The sequence below is a fragment of the Streptomyces rugosispiralis genome (assembly GCF_024505145.1).
GTDB classification, from domain to species: domain Bacteria; phylum Actinomycetota; class Actinomycetes; order Streptomycetales; family Streptomycetaceae; genus Streptomyces; species Streptomyces rugosispiralis.
Genome location: NZ_JANIAA010000002.1, coordinates 114,783 through 129,332, shown reverse-complemented (window position 1 = coordinate 129,332; position 14,550 = coordinate 114,783). Strand labels below are relative to the sequence as shown.

The following is a 14,550-nucleotide window of genomic DNA, read 5'->3' as shown; positions in this document are numbered from 1 at the left end:
TTCAGCGGTAGGTCGGCATTCTTTCGAGTTGCGGGCCCGTCGGCGGAAGCCGATTTCCGGCTGTGCCGACCGGGGATCAGTTGACTTGGCGCGGGCGGAGACGATCGCGTCTCCGGAACGCGTCTTACGAGGGCGGCCACGTTGATCAACAGACGGAACGTACTGCGGGCAGGCACGGCCGGTGTGCTGGGCACGGAGGTGCTGGCTTCGCAGTCACCGCCCGCCGCTGCCACGCCACCGCCCGATGTGGCGGAGCGGGTCAGCCGGCGGGACTGGGAACTGCTGGCCCAGTCGTTGTCGTCGCGCTCCACGCTCTACCGGCCGGGGGATCCCGGATACCCGCCGCTGGCGCTTCCGTTCAACCATCGGTACGCCGGGATCCGGCCGGCGGGAATCGTGGCGTGCGGCGCCACCAGGGATGTGCGTACGGCGGTTCACTGGGCCCGTACGGCCGGGCTGCCCGCCGTGCCCCGCTCCGGGCTGGGCCACAACTACGCCGGGTACTCCGCCACCACCGGTCTGCTGCTCAACATGGCCCGTATGAAGACCATCGACTCCACCCCGGTGCCGGGTCCCCGCTCCCGGACCCGGACCTACGGGCGGATCAAGGTCGTTCACGACGCGGGCACCATCACCGTCGGGGCCGGGGTCACCAACGCCGATCTGCACCCGATGCTGGAGGACCACGGCATCTTCGTGCCGACCGGCCGCTGCCCCACGGTCGGGGTGGCCGGTCTCGTGCTCGGCGGCGGGATCGGGTTCAGCGACAAGATGTTCGGCCTGACCTGCGACCGGCTGGTCTCGACGACCGTGGTGCTGGCCGACGGCGACGTGGTGGAGGCCTGTCAGGACTCGCACTCCGACCTGTTCTGGGGCTGCCGCGGCGGCGCGGGGAACAACTTCGGCGTCAACACCTCCTTTACGTTCCAGTACGAGCAGTTCCAGGGCGAAGTGGGCTTCTACCGGCTGAGCTGGAGCCTGGACTCGGCACTGCCGGTGATGGCCGCCGCGCAACGTATCGCCGTGGACACCCTGCACAACAAGCGGTTCCATCTCCGCGTCGGCATGGGCACTCATGGGGTCACCAGGGACGAGATCCGCGCCAACGCGGGCGTCAACGCCATCGGCCAGTACTACGGCGACCTGGAGGAGTTGCGCGACATCCTGGCTCCGCTGCTGGCCATCGGCACGGCCGACGAACGGGCCGCCAACAACGCGTCGGTCCGCGAGGTCACCCCGGGCGAGGCGAGCGTGCTGCTGAGCGCCACCACGCCGGTGCGGCAGTTCGCCGCCAAGTCGGCGGTGCTGACCACCCGGACCCTGCTGACCGATGAGCAGGTCGCTGCCGCGGCCGAGCAACTGCTGGAATGGCCGGGCAGCGACAACGAGGACGGGGCCGGGTTCGCCATGTTCGCCCTCGGCGGCGAGATCAACCAAGTGCCGCCGGACGCGACGGCGTTCGTCCACCGCGACGCCGTGTTCATCCTCGCCGCCGAGACCTCGTGGGCGGACTACGATCCGCCCCGGGTCGCCACGGCGAATCTTCAGTGGCTACCCGAGTTCTACCACGCCCTTTTCGGCGGTACGCCTCCTCCGCACTCCTACCAGAACTTCCCGGATCCGACCCTGAAGGACTGGCGGCGGGCCTACTACGGTGCGAACTACGACCGGCTGGTCCGGGTGAACCGTAAGTACGACCCGACCAACTTCTTCAGCTACCCACAGGCGATCGGCACCTGACGTTTCGCGGGCCTTGACAGTTGATCAGACCCTTCATACGTTGCTCGTCTTGCCCTTTTCGGGGCGGGGTCGCATGAACCGTGGTGCGGCTGGGACGTCCCGAAGGGTTCCGCAGTGCGCGCATGGCTCCCCGACGCCCGTGGCCACCGGCGACTCCTTCGGTCATCTGCTCATCGCCGCAGTCGTCGTACAGCTCGGCAACTCCGCGTTCTGGGTGGCCTATCCGGCGCTGGTGCACGACGTCGCCGAGGGCGAGCGCCAGGAGTCCTGGTTCGCCCTGATCACCTCACTGCGCCATGCGGGACTCGGCGTCGGCGCTCTCGGCGCGAGTCTCGCTGTCGCGATCGGCGGGACGAACGGATACACCGCGATCGTCGCCGTCAACGCCCTGTCGTTCGCCGCCGCGGCGATCCTGACACGGCTCGACACGTCAGGTGGCACTCACGCCGTCTCCGCCAACGCCACACCGGAGCACGCCGCCCCGTCGGAACACGCGCCCGCGAGCGGGTGGGCGAGCACCCTCCGGGACCGGCCCTTCCTCGGCTTCGTCGTGCTCAACTTCGGCCTCGCCCTGCTCTCGCTCGCCTTCGGCATCGGCGTTCCCGTCTTCCTGGTCGACACCGTGCACCTGCCGCCGTGGATACCCGGCACCGTCCTCGCGGTCAACGCCGTGCTCGGCGCGGTGGGCGCCACGCCCGTGGGCGCCGCCATCACGGGGCGCGGCCGAAGCGGCAGCCTGATGGCCTCGCAGGCCGTCGTCGGCGGTGGGTTTGTGGCGGTGCTGTGCTGTGCGTACGTGCCGTCGGCGGTCGGGGTCTGCCTCGCCTTCGCCGCGGTCGTCCTGGTGACCCTCGGCGAACTCGTCCAGAGCCTGATCGTGTCCCCCATCGTCAACGACTGTGCCACGGCGACGAGTCGGGGCCGATACAACTCGCTCTCCCAAATGGCCTTCAGCATCGGCGACGTCGTCACGCCCGCCCTCATGACCACACTTCTCGCCCATGGACCGGCCGCCACCTGGGTGCCGATGGCGGCCCTCGCCCTCGTCGACATGCTCGGCATCGCCCTGCTCGCCAACCGCCTCCCCGCGATGCGGCGCCGCATCAACCAGCCCGGTCCCGCCGAATCCGACGGCCGCGGGTAGACGCCGGCGTCCGAGGTGATCGGGCGGCAGACCTCGCCGGTGGGCCGACGGCCGCCGACGGCTAGCGGCGCGGCAGCCCGGAGGGCGGTTCCGGGATGGCCCGCCTTGCCGTCACCGCCTCGATGAACTCCCGTGGCGGGAGGTAGCCGTGGGCTGCCACGTAGTGGAGGACGAGATTGGGGGCGATGAGCCATCGGCCGTCGCGGGCCAGGAGCCTGATCTCGGCGCTGCCGAGGGCGACCTCGGTGCCATCGACGTGCACCACGACGGGATAGGGCGGCTTTCCCTCCGGGTGCGGGAGGGTGCAGCTCTGCCAACCCCGCATGCGGTTGGTGGAGTTGTCCCGGCAGAGGACCGCGAGCGCGTGGACGAATTCCGTCGGCACCTCACCGCGGGGGAACTCCTCCTGCCGCTCCAGCCATCCGACATTGACCGCCTGGACGCCCTGGGGCACCCCGATGCCGGGGGTGTAGGCGTAAGGGGAGCCGTCCTCGTACCGCACCGCGTGGTCCTCTCGTACTCGTGGGGCATCGCCGATGGCCGCTGTCCCGGCGACAGTACGGTGTGCGGCACCGCGCGCATCGAGCGGGTCAGCGCGCTAGCCGCCCCAGCAGCGAGGAGGCCGCCGCGATACCGGCCGCCGCGGCCAGCGCCAGGACTCCGTAGTCGAGTGCGAGGTGGTGCGGGGTGCCCAGCAGCAATCCGCGCAACGCGTCGACCTGGTAGCTCAGTGGATTGGCCTTGCTGACGGCCTGGAGCCAGCCGGGCATGAGGGCCACCGGGTACAGCGCGTTGGAGCCGAAGAACAGCGGCATGGTGATGGCCTGCCCGATGCCCATCAGCCGGTCGCGGGTCAGCACGATCCCCGCGATGGTCATGGACAGGCAGGAGAAGAAGGCCGAGCCCAGGATCACCGCGACGGCCACCCCGAGGAGCCGCAGCGGGTTCCAGGTCAGCGCCACTCCCAGCAGCGCCGCGATGGCGATCACCACAACCGCCTGGATCAGCGCCTTCACCCCGGAGGCGAATGCCTTGCCGGTGATGAGGGCGGCTCGCGGGGTCGGGGTGACCAGCAGTTTGGTGAGGATCCCGGCGTCTCGCTCCCAGATGATCTGGATCCCGTAGAAGATGGCGATGAACATCGCGGACTGGGCGATGATGCCGGGCGCGAGATAGTCGATGTACGGTGTGCCGCCGGTCGGTATGGCCTTGATCCGGGTGAAGGTCTCGCCGAAGATCAGCAGCCAGAGGGCGGGCTGGACGGCCCGGGTGTACAGCTCGGTGCGGTCATGCCGCAGCTTCTGGAGCTCGACCACGCACATGGCCACGACCCGCGCGGGCAGCATCCGCCAGCCGGTGCGGGCGCGCGGCGGGGTCAGCAGTGGATCGGGGCGGCCGTCCGGCGCGAGCCCGGCGGTATCAGCCGACCCGGGACGCGGTGCGACGGGTGCTTCGGACATCGCGGAAATCTCCTCCCTGCTCGTCGAGGCCGCGGCCGGCGACGTCGCGGAAGACGTCCTCCAGCGTCGGCCCGGGATCGGCCTCGCCCTCCGCCCGGCGGCGTTCGGCCAGCTCGGAGCGGAGTTCATGGGGCGTTCCGAGGGCGTGGATCCGGCCTCGGTGCATCAGCGCGACCCGGTCGCAGTACTGGTCGGCCTCGTCCATGTAGTGGGTGGTGACCAGCACGGTCATCCCGGTGGCCGCCCGCACCGCGTTGATGTGCTCCCACACGCTGGTCCGGGCGATCGGGTCCAGGCCGATCGTCGGCTCGTCCAGCATCAGCAGCCGGGGCGCGCTGACCAGCGCCTGGGCCAGTTCGAGGCGGCGGATCATGCCGCCGGAGTACGTCTTGGCGAGCCGGTCGGCCGCCGCGGTGAGGCCGACCGCCTCCAGCACCCGCGCCACGCGGTCGGCCCGCTCCCGCCGGGTGACGTCGAAGACGCGGGCGAACAGCTCCACGTTCTCCCGGCCGGTGAGCCCTGCGTCGGCGGACAGCTGCTGCGGTACGTAGCCCAGCAGCCGGCGGACCGCCATCCGCTCCTTCGCCGCGTCGTGCCCGAACACCCGCACCATGCCGGCGGGGACCGGCAGCAGGGTGGTGATGCAGCGGATCGCGGTGGTCTTGCCCGCTCCATTGGGGCCGAGCAGGCCGAAGACCTCGCCCGCCCGGACCGTCAGCTCCAGGTCGTCGACCGCCCTGGTCTCCCCGAACGCGTAGCGCAGGCCCTCGCAGGCGAGCGCGACCGGGGCGGTGTTCTCCGGGACGTCGGTCATATCCCTTCCACCTCCTCATGAAGGTTCTCGGCCAGTTTGCGCAGCGCCGGAACGGCCGCGGCCAGCGCCGCCCGCTCGCTCTCGGACAGCTTCGCCACCTGCTCGCGGACCAGCGCGCCGCGCCGTGCCCGCCACTCCCGCAGCCGGGCCTCGGCGGCGGGGGTGACCGTCAGCCGGGCGGAGCGCCGGTCCTCGGGGTCGGTCTCGCGGTGCAGATAGCCCGCCTTCACCAGCTGGTTGACCAGGGTGGAGACCGAGTTGCCCGCGAGGTAGAGCTCCTTGGCCGCGGCCGACACCCGGATCCCGGGGTGGGCCATGACCAGCCGCAACAGCTCCACCTGGGCACCACGCAGCCGCGGCTCCGTCATCCCGGCCCGCAGCCGCCGCCGGATGAGCCGCTGGACGCCGCCCAGTACGTCGGCGAACGAGTCGGGGAACTCCTCTGTGACCATGCCCCCACTTTACCTCTCACTGAGAGGTAATAGTGCGGCGGATCGACTCGGCCTCGACGCACGGCAGTTGGGCGACGCCGCGGTGCGGGGGCCGGAGCTAGGTGAGGTTGTCCATGATCAGTCCGAGGGTGAACTCGAACCGGTCGTGTCCGGTGCCGGAGGTCAGCTCGGCGGCATGGCGTCGGATCTGCGGAAACGAGTCGGCCGGCAGTGCGGTGAACCGGCGGATCAGCTCCTCGCGGCCAAGGACCCATTCCTGGTCCGGGTGCCCGCGCCGCCGCTGGACCAGCGACTGCTCCAAGGCGTAGGCGCTGACGTAGAGGGACAGGGCATCGAGCGCCCAGGCGGCGTTCCGCGGTTCGATTCCGCCGGCCAGCAGGATCGCCAGAAGCCCTTCCTTGACCCGCAGCGTGGAGAGGTTGGTCGGGACTGCGCCCAGCGCGGCACGGGAGACTCCGGGGTATTTCAGGTACTGGTCGCGGATCTGCGCGTACACGTCGAGGATCTGCTTGCGCCATGTGGCCGGGTCCGGTTCGGGCAGCGCGACCTCGGAGCAGAGCCGGCCGACGAGCAGATCGTCGATGTCCTCTTTGCTGACGATGTGCGCGTACAGCGACGACGGCCCGGTGCCGAGCACCGCGGCGACTCGGCGGATGGTCAGCGCCTCGTAGCCCTCGGCGGCCACGACTTGCAGGGCGGCGTCGGTGATCCGGTCGACCGTGATGGGCTTCTTGCGTGGCGACGCCGCCGAGGGCTCCCCAGGGGGCTGGGCGTGACGAGCTGCTCGGCGTTGCCGGGGATCGGAGGGCATACCGCTCACCATAGCTTGACACGATCTAAGTTCGCTCAGTAGATCTTAGATCGTGCGTGAAGAACTAAGTTCGTGTCGTGGCTCGCGTACCCCCGCTCAGGTCCTGAGCAGGGTTCGGAAAGTCCGTTCAGGAGGTGCGTGATGCGAGTTTCCGTGGCCGGAGCCGGTCTGGGAGGTCTGTGCCTGGCACAGGGCCTGCGTGGTGCCGGGATCGAGGCCGACGTGTACGAGCGGGACCCGGCGATCACCGCGCGGTTCCAGGGCTACCGGCTCTTGCTGAGCCCGACGGGGTTCGAGGCGCTGCGCGGCTGCCTGCCGGCGCGCTGGCACCCGCTGCTGGACGCGATCGTCGGTGACGTCCATGCCGGGCAGCTGATCCTGGACGCCCGGCTGAACCGGATCGGCGAGCTCGGTCCCGGCAGGAGCGGGATCGCGATCGACCGGCACGTGCTGCGGCACCTGCTGCTGACCGGACTCACCGTGCGCACCGGGGCCGCGCTGACCGGCTACGACGTGCTGGACGACGGCAAGGTCGAAGCCCGCTTCGCGCACGGCGACCCGGCCACCGCCGACCTGCTCGTCGGGGCGGACGGGGTCGGCTCCGCCGTCCGCGCGGTGCTCTCGCCGCGGACCACCGCGACCGACACCGGCACCCGGTTCGTCATCGGCCGTACGCCGCTGACCGAGCGCTTCGCCGCCCTGGAGCCGGCCTTCGGCTCGAAGATCGCCGGGGACGGGGTGAGCCTGATGCTGGGAGCGATGCGTTTCCGCACCCCGCCGAAGCAGGCGGCCGAGGAACTGGCACCCGACGTGACCCTCCCCGATGTCCGCGACTACGTGCGCTGGGCCATGCTCCTGCCACCTAACGGCTCACTCGGCACCCCGACCGCGCAGGAGGCCGTGCTGTCCAGGATGGAGGGCTGGCATCCGGACCTGCGGGCGCTCATCGAGCAGGCCGACCCGGACAACAGCACCCTGCTGTCCATCCGGGTGGTCGAGCCCCGCGAGCGCTGGGCGCCCGGTCCGGTCACGCTGCTCGGAGACGCCATCCACGCCACGTCCCCGACCGGCGGCAACGGCGCGAACACCGCCCTGCGCGACGCCGACCTGCTGCGCCGCTGCCTGATCGAGGCCGTCGAGCGCCGCCAGGACCTCCTCGGCGCGGTCGGCGACTACGAGCGTCAGATGTTCGAGTACGGGGGCGAGGCCGTGCGCCACAGCCTCGCCGCGCTACCCGCCTTCGTCCCGAACCCGGAGCGACCCCGGAAGGCATAGGTTGTCCCACGCCACACCGAAGGGCGACTCCCTGAACTGGACGTTCCCGGCACACTCGGTCACACCCCCGCGGTTCCCACCGGAAGGCGACTAGAGGATTTCCCATGCACAATCCCTCCATGCTCCCAGCCATCGATTTCACGCATCACGATTTCGAATCCGAAGCCCTTGTCGTGCGCACGGACCATTCGGACGACGCAGCATGGTGGGCCGTCGTCGACCTGCTCAATCAGCGCGATGACAACGGATTCGAGGTGCGCACCTACCTGGTCGACAACCGTGCGTTCGCCGGGGCGACTCCGGATGACGTACTCTCCGCCGTCGCCGCCGAACCAGCGCTGGAAGTCGTGTTCTTGGCCGATGCCGCCACCATGACGGGCGAGCACACCCTGCTCGCGGTGTCGACGAGAGGCCAGGAGTTGGAGGACGGAGACACAGAACTCCCCCGCGAGTTCCGTCTGTTGCCCCCGGAAGTCAATTTGATGCATGTCAACCTGGCCATCGGACATATGGACTTCTGGGAATTCGCGTATCACGCGTCACTCGCCACGGACGGCGTTCTCCGCCTGTGATCGCCCATCAATGCACCACATGCACCACATGCGCCGATGGAGCAAGGCATGCTCACCGGGGTCCCGAGTACGCGGCGCTCGGGCTCGCCGCGGGGCTGGGCGCGAAGCCGCCGCGGGTGTTCTGGCATGTGACGCTGCCCGCCGTGCGCGGGCCGCTGATCGCGAGGGCGTTCTTCGCCCTGGAGCGCGCCGTCGGTGTCGCGCATCCGTTCGGGGCCGACCTGCTCCAGGCCCTGGAGACGAGTCGGCCGGCGCGCCATGCCGGGCGGCGGCTTCACGGTGGCGGGCTTCCCCGCCCCCGGCGTGCCGTCCGGGCGAGCAGTGAGACAGGCGCCCGGAGCCGTGCTCCGGGCGCCTCAGTTGCTCGCGTCCTGGCCCTGGGAGTCATGAGCCGGCCACCTGACCGCCGGGCCCGGCGGGTCGAACGGGTCTCAGGGGCCGTCGGCGCAGTCGAGTGCCGTGAGGTCGATGGCGTCGGCCAGCGCCTGCATCCCCTTGTCGTTGGGGTGGAGATGGTCGCCGTTGTCGAAGAACGGCAGGATGCGCTCGGGGTCGTAGGGGCTGCGCAGGGCGCGGTCGAAGTCGGTCACCGCGTCGAACTCGCCGCTGTTCCGGACGTAGGCGTTGACCTCCTGGCGCACCCCTTCCGCGGCCGCGTCCCATTCGCTCCAGCCCTTGAAGGGCCCGACGGTGGCGCCGACCACGCACAGGCCGGCCGCGTGCGCCCGCTCGATGATCCGGCGGTAGCCGGCGATCATGTCCGCGGCGGTGACACCGGTGTGCGCCTTGATGTCGTTGACCCCCTCGAAGAGGAACACGGTCCGCACACCCGGGAGGGACAGGACATCGCGGTCGAGCCGGTTCAGGGCGCTCTGCCCGGCGCCGTCGGCGAGCACCTTGTTGCCGGAGATCCCCTCGTTCGCCACTCCCTTGACGCCGGTGGCCGCCTGCCGCAACCGGCGCGAGAGGTAGTCGGGCCAGCGGCGATTGAGGTCGGTGGTGGACTGCCAGCCGTCGGTGATGGAGTCGCCGAGCGCGGCCACGGCACCGGTCGCGGCGGAGGTCCGGACGGTGGCGGCGTCGAGGTAGAACCAGGAGCCGGTGGTGTCCGTCCAGTGTGCGGCGCTCTCCTCCCCCGTGTGATCGCCCTGGGTCGTGTACGACGTCTGCATCGCCATCCCGTGTCCCGTCGCCGGACCGGCCGCGTCGGGCGTGTGAAGGCTGACGACGAGATTGGTGGCGGCGGGCAGACCGCCGGGCAGGGCGTCGCTGAACACCACCTCGCCCGCCGGGATGGTGACGGTGTCCCCGCCGCCGAAGGTCAACCGCCGGTTGCTGCCCCGCTTCAGCTCGGCGCCCGCCTTCTGCACGCCGACGTAAACGCCGTCGAGGGTCAGCGGCCGGTCGCCGAAGGCGTTGGAGAGGCGGATGCGCAGATCGCTTCCGCCGACGCTGGTGTGCACGACCATCCGGTAGCCCCGGTCCGGTGTCCCGTCTCCTACGCGATCCGCGCTCGCCGCCCAGGTGACGACGTCATGTCGGCCGCCCGCCGCCGCGGCGGGTGTGGCGTACAGCGCGGCGGCCGCGAGCAGTGCCACACCCAGGCCACCGACGGCGGCACGGCGAGCCGTCATCGGGCGAGCCGTCATCGGGCGAACCCCTTCAGCGTGACGGACCCGCCGGGCGCCAGGCGGACCGTGCGGGAGGTGGAGCCGTGGGCCACCGTCGTGGTCCGGCCGCCGACGCTGCGGATCGTGACGGACGTCGGCACCCCGTGCTCCCAGCGCAGATCGACGACGAAGCCACCCCGCGCGGCCAGCCCGGTGACCGAGCCGGACACGGCCCAGGCGTCGGGCAGGGCGGGGAGCAGTTCCAGGTGGCCGGGGCGGGAGTACAGCAGCATCTCGCTCATGGCGGCCGGGGTGCCGAAGTTGGCGTCGATCTGGAAGATGCCACGCCCCTTCTCCACCTCGTAGATGTCGAAGAGGTTGAACGCGGTGCCGTTACTGCCGTCGGTGGAGGGGCGGAGGTTGTTGACCACGAGCTGGTACGCCGTGTCGGCGTCCTTCAGCCGCGCCCAGCACGCGGCCCGCCAGGCGTTGGCCCAGCCGAAGCTGTTCATACCGCGCGCGGTGAGCAGGGCGGTGGCCCCGTCCACGATCTCCTGGGGAGTGGAGCCGTCGGGGCGGATACGGTCGCCCGGGAACAGACCGATCAGCGGGGACAGATGGCGGTGGGTGGTCTCCCCGAGGTTGTCGGGGGACATCCACTCCTGGAGCCGGCCGGTCTTCGGGCTCACCTCCGGGAGGTACAGCTTCTTCCGCAGCGAGGCGATCGTCTCCGCGTAGGCGGTGTCCCGCTTCAGCTCGGCGGCCGCGGCGGCGAAGTTGCCGAACAGCGCCCACACCAGCTCCTGGGCGTAGGTGATGCCCTTGGCGTCCTGCGGGCCGTGTTCGGGCGACCAGTCCCTGTCGTCGATCAGCACCTCCCCGGAGGTGCCGGGGAGGGTGGTGGTGAGCAGCCGCGCCTCCCAGAACTCACAGGCGCCCTTGAGCAGCGGGTAGATCTTCGCCAGATACGCCCGCGACTGGGTGTACTCGTAGTGCTCGTACAGGCTGTTGCTCAGCCAGGCGTTGCTCGCGGGATGCCACCACCAGCCGCTTCCGCCGTGGATGTTGGTGGAGAAGGCCACGGTCCAGCCGGCGACCTTCTCCGTGGAGTTGCGGTAGCGGTTGCGCGGGTCGTTGAAGAGGCCGTGGGTGAGCTCGGCCCAGGACGGCAGCTGGGCGAGGCAGTAGTCGGCGAACGCGTCGAAGCACGGGGAGAGCCCCGCACGGTCGGCCATCCAGTAGTTCATCTGGATGTTGATGTCGGTGTGGTAGTCGCCCATCCAGTCCGGGTCGTTGCCGTCCAGCCACAGGCCCTGGAGGTTCAGGGGGAGGCTGTCGCGCGAGCCGGAGATCATCAGATAGCGGCTGAACTGGAGGTAGGCCGCTTCCAGTTCGGGGTCGGGCACACCGTCCCGGGCACGAGCGGTGAGGCGCTGCCAGGTGTCCAGGGAGCGCTGGGCGTCCGTGGAGGTGCCGAGCGAGAGGGTGAACCGCTCGTACAGGCGGCGGTAGTCGGCGATATGGGTGCGCCGCAGAGTGTCCGCCGAGTGGCGGGCGGCGGCGAGCACCTTCGTACGGGCCAGCTTCTCGGGGTCGAGGGTGGGGTCGCGGTAGCCGCTGTCGGCGTCGGGCGCGTAGTTGGTGCCGCCGCTGACCACCACCGTGAGGTCCGTGCAGCCGGAGAAGTCGACGCGAGTGCCGTTGACCCGGACCCGGCCGCCGCTTCCGTACGCGGTGACCGCCGCGCCGTACCGCAGGCCGTTGGGGAAGGACGCGCCGAACGACCCGGCGTGCGAGGGCTTCTCGCCGTGGGTGCCCTCGAGGGTGACGCTGCCGGTGTAGCGGCCGCCGCCGCTCTGCGTGAAGTGCAGGACGATCGTGTCATCGGGGTGGCTGGCGAAGATCTGGCGCCGGTAGGTGACACCGGAGCGGACATAGGAGCTGGTGACCACTCCCTGCGCGAGGTCCAGGGCGCGCCGGTAGCCGTTGACGCCGGACAGGTCGTGGTCGGGGATGTCCACGGTGAGCCGGGCGAGCAGGGTGAAGGAGCCGAAGTCGTCGCGTCCGTAGGGGAATTGGCCGTCGGAGTCGAGGGTGTCGTTGAGGCCGCCGGTCCACATCGTGGCGTCGGTGATCAGCAGCAGCTCGCGGCCGGGGTCGTTGCTCGCGAGGGCGCCGAGGCGGCCGTTGCCGACCGGCAGACCCTGCTCGATCAGGGAGCCCTCGTCGCCGGGGGCCCGCCACCACAGCTCGTCGTGTGAGGTGCCGGTGAGCGGCGCGGTGTCGGCCGGGCGCCGGGGCGCGGCGGAGGCGGTGAAGGCGGGCAGGGCGCCGAGGGCCAGGGTGAGTCCGGCCGTCGCCGCGAGGGACAGCGCGGTTCGTCTGCTGGGGTCTCTGCCGGGGTCTCTGCCGGGGTCTCCGTTGAGGTCTCCGGCAGGGTCGCCGTCGGGGTCTCTGCCGGCGTCGGTCGGGCGGGGGTTCATGGCGGCTCCAGGCGTCTGAGATCGGCAGATCGGCAAGGGGCCCGGCCGAGGGGCCGGGCCCCTTGGTGTTCAGGAGGACTTCGGTACGTCGATCCGGTCGATGTCCGGTGCGTAGCCGGAACCGCTGTCGAACGTGATGGTGTTGGAGCCGGCCTTGAGCGTCACCGGAACGTGGACACTATTGACGGTGGACCAGTCGCCTGTCGAGGGGAACTTGTGGCGGGTGGCGCCGCCGCCGTTGGCCGAGATCTCCGCGGAGCGGGCGTCACCGCTGACGTAGGCCACCTTGATCTGGTAGGTGCCGGCCTTGTCCACGACGACGTTGTTGACGGTCAGCTCGGACCCGGTGTAGAGGTTGCCGACCTTGTGGCCGTCCGAGCAGGCCGCGCAGTCGGCCACGGAGGCGTTGCCGCCGAGGGTGTTCGCGGGGGACTCGGCCTCGATACCGGTCCATGTGAGCGCGTCGCCGTGCGGGGTGACGGTGAAGAGACGGGAGCCGTGGGCGGGCAGGGCCTGGGTGATCCGGTCCTTGTGAGTGCCGAGGCTCTCGTGGTTCCACAGATCCCGGACCGCGGCCTTGCCGGTGAAGCCCAGCGTCGACCAGTCGGCGGTCACCGAGGCCGGCCTGTCGGCGAGGTTGAACAGGGCGACCGTGTAGCTGCCGTCGTGGTTCTCCGCGGCCCACACCTGCTGGGGGTCGGACGGTGTGACCGGCCGCGCGGGCGGCGCGTCGCCCTGGTTGACGGCGATGACCTCGCGGTTGGTCAGCAGCGACAGCCCGTAGGAGTCCAGCTTGGTCACATCGTCGCCGGTGTAGAGCGGGGACTTGGCGATCGCCCACAACGTGGCGTAGCTCTGCCGCTCGGCCTTGGTCAGGCCGTCCATCTCGCCGTTGCCCACGTCGAGGGAGTCGAGATCGTTCCAGCCGCCGGGGCCGGCGTGCCGGGTCCAGGCCGGGGTGTCGTCCCAGCGGTCGTCGACGGAGTTCTCCCAGCTGACGAGCGTGTTGCAGTAGCACTCGACGTCGGTGTCGACGCGCCAGCCGTTGGAGTGCTTCTTCCAGTCGCCGGCGTGTCCGATGTCCAGCGACCAGGACAGCTCCAGGTGAATCGGGCGGCCGGTGGCGGAGATGGCCTTCTGCCAGGCGGCCACGTCGGCGACGTTGTCGTAGTTGTCGCCGCTCTTGAAGGAGCCGGGGCCCACACCGTCGAGCTTGAGGAAGTCATAGCCCCAGTCGGCGAACATCCGCGCCTGGGAGTCGATGTACTTCTGTGCGCAGGGATCGGAGAAGTCGATCTTGTACGCGCTGTCCCAGCCGTTGGTGGTGCGCAGATCGTCATAGACGATGTCGGCGGTGGTGCAGCCCGCGGCGTTCCAGATCGGCACCTTGCCGCCGCCGTACGCCTCCTTCTCCAGGCCGACGGGCAGATAGATCCCGGCCTTGAGGCCCTTGGCGTGGATGCGGTCGGCGACCGGCTTCATGCCGCTCGGGAAGCGCACGGGGTCGGCCTGCTGCCGGCCGTACTTGTCGAACTCGGGTGTCCACGCGTAGTCGCGCCACCAGCCGGCATCGATGTTGATGTACTCGTAGCCGTACTTCTTGAGCTTGGCGGCGAGCGCGTCGGTCTGCTTGAGGACGTTCGCCTCGGTGAGGTAGCTGTAGTCGCCGTTCGGGTTGAGGCCCGGGTACTTCGACGACTGCATGCTCCAACTGGTCCAGCCCATATAGGGCTTGGCGGCGGTGGCCGATGCCGCCGGGGTGGCCGCGGTGGCGTCGCCGTCTTCGGGCTGTGCCCGCGCGGCCGGGGCGGCGGTGGCGAGGCCCGCGGCGAGGGCCAGGACGACAAGGGGTCTCAGAGCGCGTACGGGCATGACGGGGTACGAGGGTGACCGCATGGGTCTGCCTCCTGGGGGTGTGGTCCGGGGAACGGGGTGGCGGGGAGATGCGGCGGGGTTCGGGGGTACGGCGGCGGAGGCTGGCCTTGTCCCAACCGGCTCTCGGCCCGCTCTCAACCGGCGGTGGGGGAATGGCGGCCCGCGCTAGTGCCGCGTCAGTCAAGGTTTGCCCGGTAGCGAGGCGTCCTGGTGCGGTCAGCTGCAAGGCGCCGAATCGGCCTCGTAGTGGGCCTACTCGGTCGGTTCGGCAACGCCGCAGATGGCCGTGCCAGGGCGGCGAGCGGGGCAAACCT

At 70.5% G+C, this 14,550-nt stretch carries 12 protein-coding genes; 4 read left to right on the top strand and 8 right to left on the bottom strand.

What is annotated here, in order from left to right; translation table 11 throughout:
• The first annotated feature begins 141 nt into the window (after positions 1-141).
• Together NP777_RS04580 and NP777_RS04575 are read left to right on the top strand one after the other, a co-directional pair.
• On the top strand, positions 142-1,740 hold the full coding sequence (locus tag NP777_RS04580) for an FAD-binding oxidoreductase (protein ID WP_256648732.1): 1,599 nt from the start codon (positions 142-144) through the stop codon (positions 1,738-1,740).
• Between the two features lie 139 nt (positions 1,741-1,879).
• Positions 1,880-2,884: an MFS transporter gene (locus tag NP777_RS04575; RefSeq protein WP_256648731.1), complete on the top strand. Its 1,005-nt coding sequence runs from the start codon at positions 1,880-1,882 to the stop codon at positions 2,882-2,884.
• Between the two features lie 61 nt (positions 2,885-2,945).
• Here NP777_RS04575 and NP777_RS04570 read toward each other — a convergent pair whose 3' ends face one another.
• The 5 genes from NP777_RS04570 to NP777_RS04550 form a co-directional block, all read right to left on the bottom strand.
• Complete coding sequence (locus NP777_RS04570; protein ID WP_256648730.1) at positions 2,946-3,386, bottom strand: DUF7919 family protein; 441 nt, start codon at positions 3,384-3,386, stop codon at positions 2,946-2,948.
• Positions 3,387-3,474: 88 nt separating this feature from the next.
• On the bottom strand, positions 3,475-4,344 hold the full coding sequence (locus tag NP777_RS04565) for an ABC transporter permease (RefSeq protein ID WP_256648729.1): 870 nt from the start codon (positions 4,342-4,344) through the stop codon (positions 3,475-3,477).
• On the bottom strand, positions 4,304-5,158 hold the full coding sequence (locus tag NP777_RS04560; protein ID WP_256648728.1) for an ABC transporter ATP-binding protein: 855 nt from the start codon (positions 5,156-5,158) through the stop codon (positions 4,304-4,306). Before NP777_RS04560 ends, NP777_RS04565 begins: the two co-directional genes overlap by 41 nt.
• A complete protein-coding gene (locus NP777_RS04555; RefSeq protein WP_256648727.1) occupies positions 5,155-5,610 on the bottom strand; it encodes a MarR family winged helix-turn-helix transcriptional regulator in 456 nt (151 codons plus the stop codon). Before NP777_RS04555 ends, NP777_RS04560 begins: the two co-directional genes overlap by 4 nt.
• Positions 5,611-5,707: 97 nt before the next feature.
• Positions 5,708-6,421: a TetR/AcrR family transcriptional regulator gene (locus NP777_RS04550; RefSeq protein ID WP_256648726.1), complete on the bottom strand. Its 714-nt coding sequence runs from the start codon at positions 6,419-6,421 to the stop codon at positions 5,708-5,710.
• A 141-nt stretch (positions 6,422-6,562) separates the two neighbouring features.
• Between NP777_RS04550 and NP777_RS04545 the strand changes: the two genes are divergently transcribed.
• Both NP777_RS04545 and NP777_RS04540 read left to right on the top strand, forming a co-directional pair.
• A complete protein-coding gene (locus NP777_RS04545) occupies positions 6,563-7,696 on the top strand; it encodes an FAD-dependent oxidoreductase (RefSeq protein ID WP_256648725.1) in 1,134 nt (377 codons plus the stop codon).
• A gap of 119 nt (positions 7,697-7,815) precedes the next feature.
• Positions 7,816-8,268 carry a DUF6924 domain-containing protein gene (locus NP777_RS04540; protein WP_256648724.1) on the top strand — a complete coding sequence of 151 codons (453 nt, stop codon included), beginning with the start codon at positions 7,816-7,818 and terminating at the stop codon, positions 8,266-8,268.
• 431 nt (positions 8,269-8,699) lie between these two features.
• Here the strand turns inward: NP777_RS04540 and NP777_RS04535 are convergent, their stop codons facing one another.
• The 3 genes from NP777_RS04535 to NP777_RS04525 all read right to left on the bottom strand — a co-directional run bounded on the left by NP777_RS04535 (position 8,700) and on the right by NP777_RS04525 (position 14,257).
• The gene (locus NP777_RS04535) at positions 8,700-9,917 is read right to left on the bottom strand and encodes an SGNH/GDSL hydrolase family protein (protein ID WP_256648723.1); all 1,218 of its coding nucleotides are present in this window, start codon (positions 9,915-9,917) and stop codon (positions 8,700-8,702) included.
• Positions 9,914-12,361, bottom strand: a complete 2,448-nt coding sequence (locus tag NP777_RS04530) for a glycosyl hydrolase family 95 catalytic domain-containing protein (protein WP_256648722.1) — start codon at positions 12,359-12,361, stop codon at positions 9,914-9,916. Before NP777_RS04530 ends, NP777_RS04535 begins: the two co-directional genes overlap by 4 nt.
• Positions 12,362-12,430: 69 nt before the next feature.
• On the bottom strand, positions 12,431-14,257 hold the full coding sequence (locus NP777_RS04525) for an alpha-galactosidase D (RefSeq protein WP_256648721.1): 1,827 nt from the start codon (positions 14,255-14,257) through the stop codon (positions 12,431-12,433).
• Positions 14,258-14,550: the final 293 nt, after the last annotated feature.

What these genes read in the sequence shown, in the direction of transcription:
- NP777_RS04540 (WP_256648724.1), top strand. Translation starts at nt 7,816, where the DNA reads ATGCTCCCAGCCATCGATTTCACGCATCACGATTTCGAATCCGAAGCC.
- NP777_RS04535 (WP_256648723.1), bottom strand. Translation starts at nt 9,917, where the DNA reads ATGACGGCTCGCCCGATGACGGCTCGCCGTGCCGCCGTCGGTGGCCTG.
- NP777_RS04560 (WP_256648728.1), bottom strand. Translation starts at nt 5,158, where the DNA reads ATGACCGACGTCCCGGAGAACACCGCCCCGGTCGCGCTCGCCTGCGAG.
- NP777_RS04550 (WP_256648726.1), bottom strand. Translation starts at nt 6,421, where the DNA reads ATGCCCTCCGATCCCCGGCAACGCCGAGCAGCTCGTCACGCCCAGCCC.
- NP777_RS04555 (WP_256648727.1), bottom strand. Translation starts at nt 5,610, where the DNA reads ATGGTCACAGAGGAGTTCCCCGACTCGTTCGCCGACGTACTGGGCGGC.
- NP777_RS04530 (WP_256648722.1), bottom strand. Translation starts at nt 12,361, where the DNA reads ATGAACCCCCGCCCGACCGACGCCGGCAGAGACCCCGACGGCGACCCT.
- NP777_RS04525 (WP_256648721.1), bottom strand. Translation starts at nt 14,257, where the DNA reads ATGCGGTCACCCTCGTACCCCGTCATGCCCGTACGCGCTCTGAGACCC.
- NP777_RS04565 (WP_256648729.1), bottom strand. Translation starts at nt 4,344, where the DNA reads ATGTCCGAAGCACCCGTCGCACCGCGTCCCGGGTCGGCTGATACCGCC.
- NP777_RS04545 (WP_256648725.1), top strand. Translation starts at nt 6,563, where the DNA reads ATGCGAGTTTCCGTGGCCGGAGCCGGTCTGGGAGGTCTGTGCCTGGCA.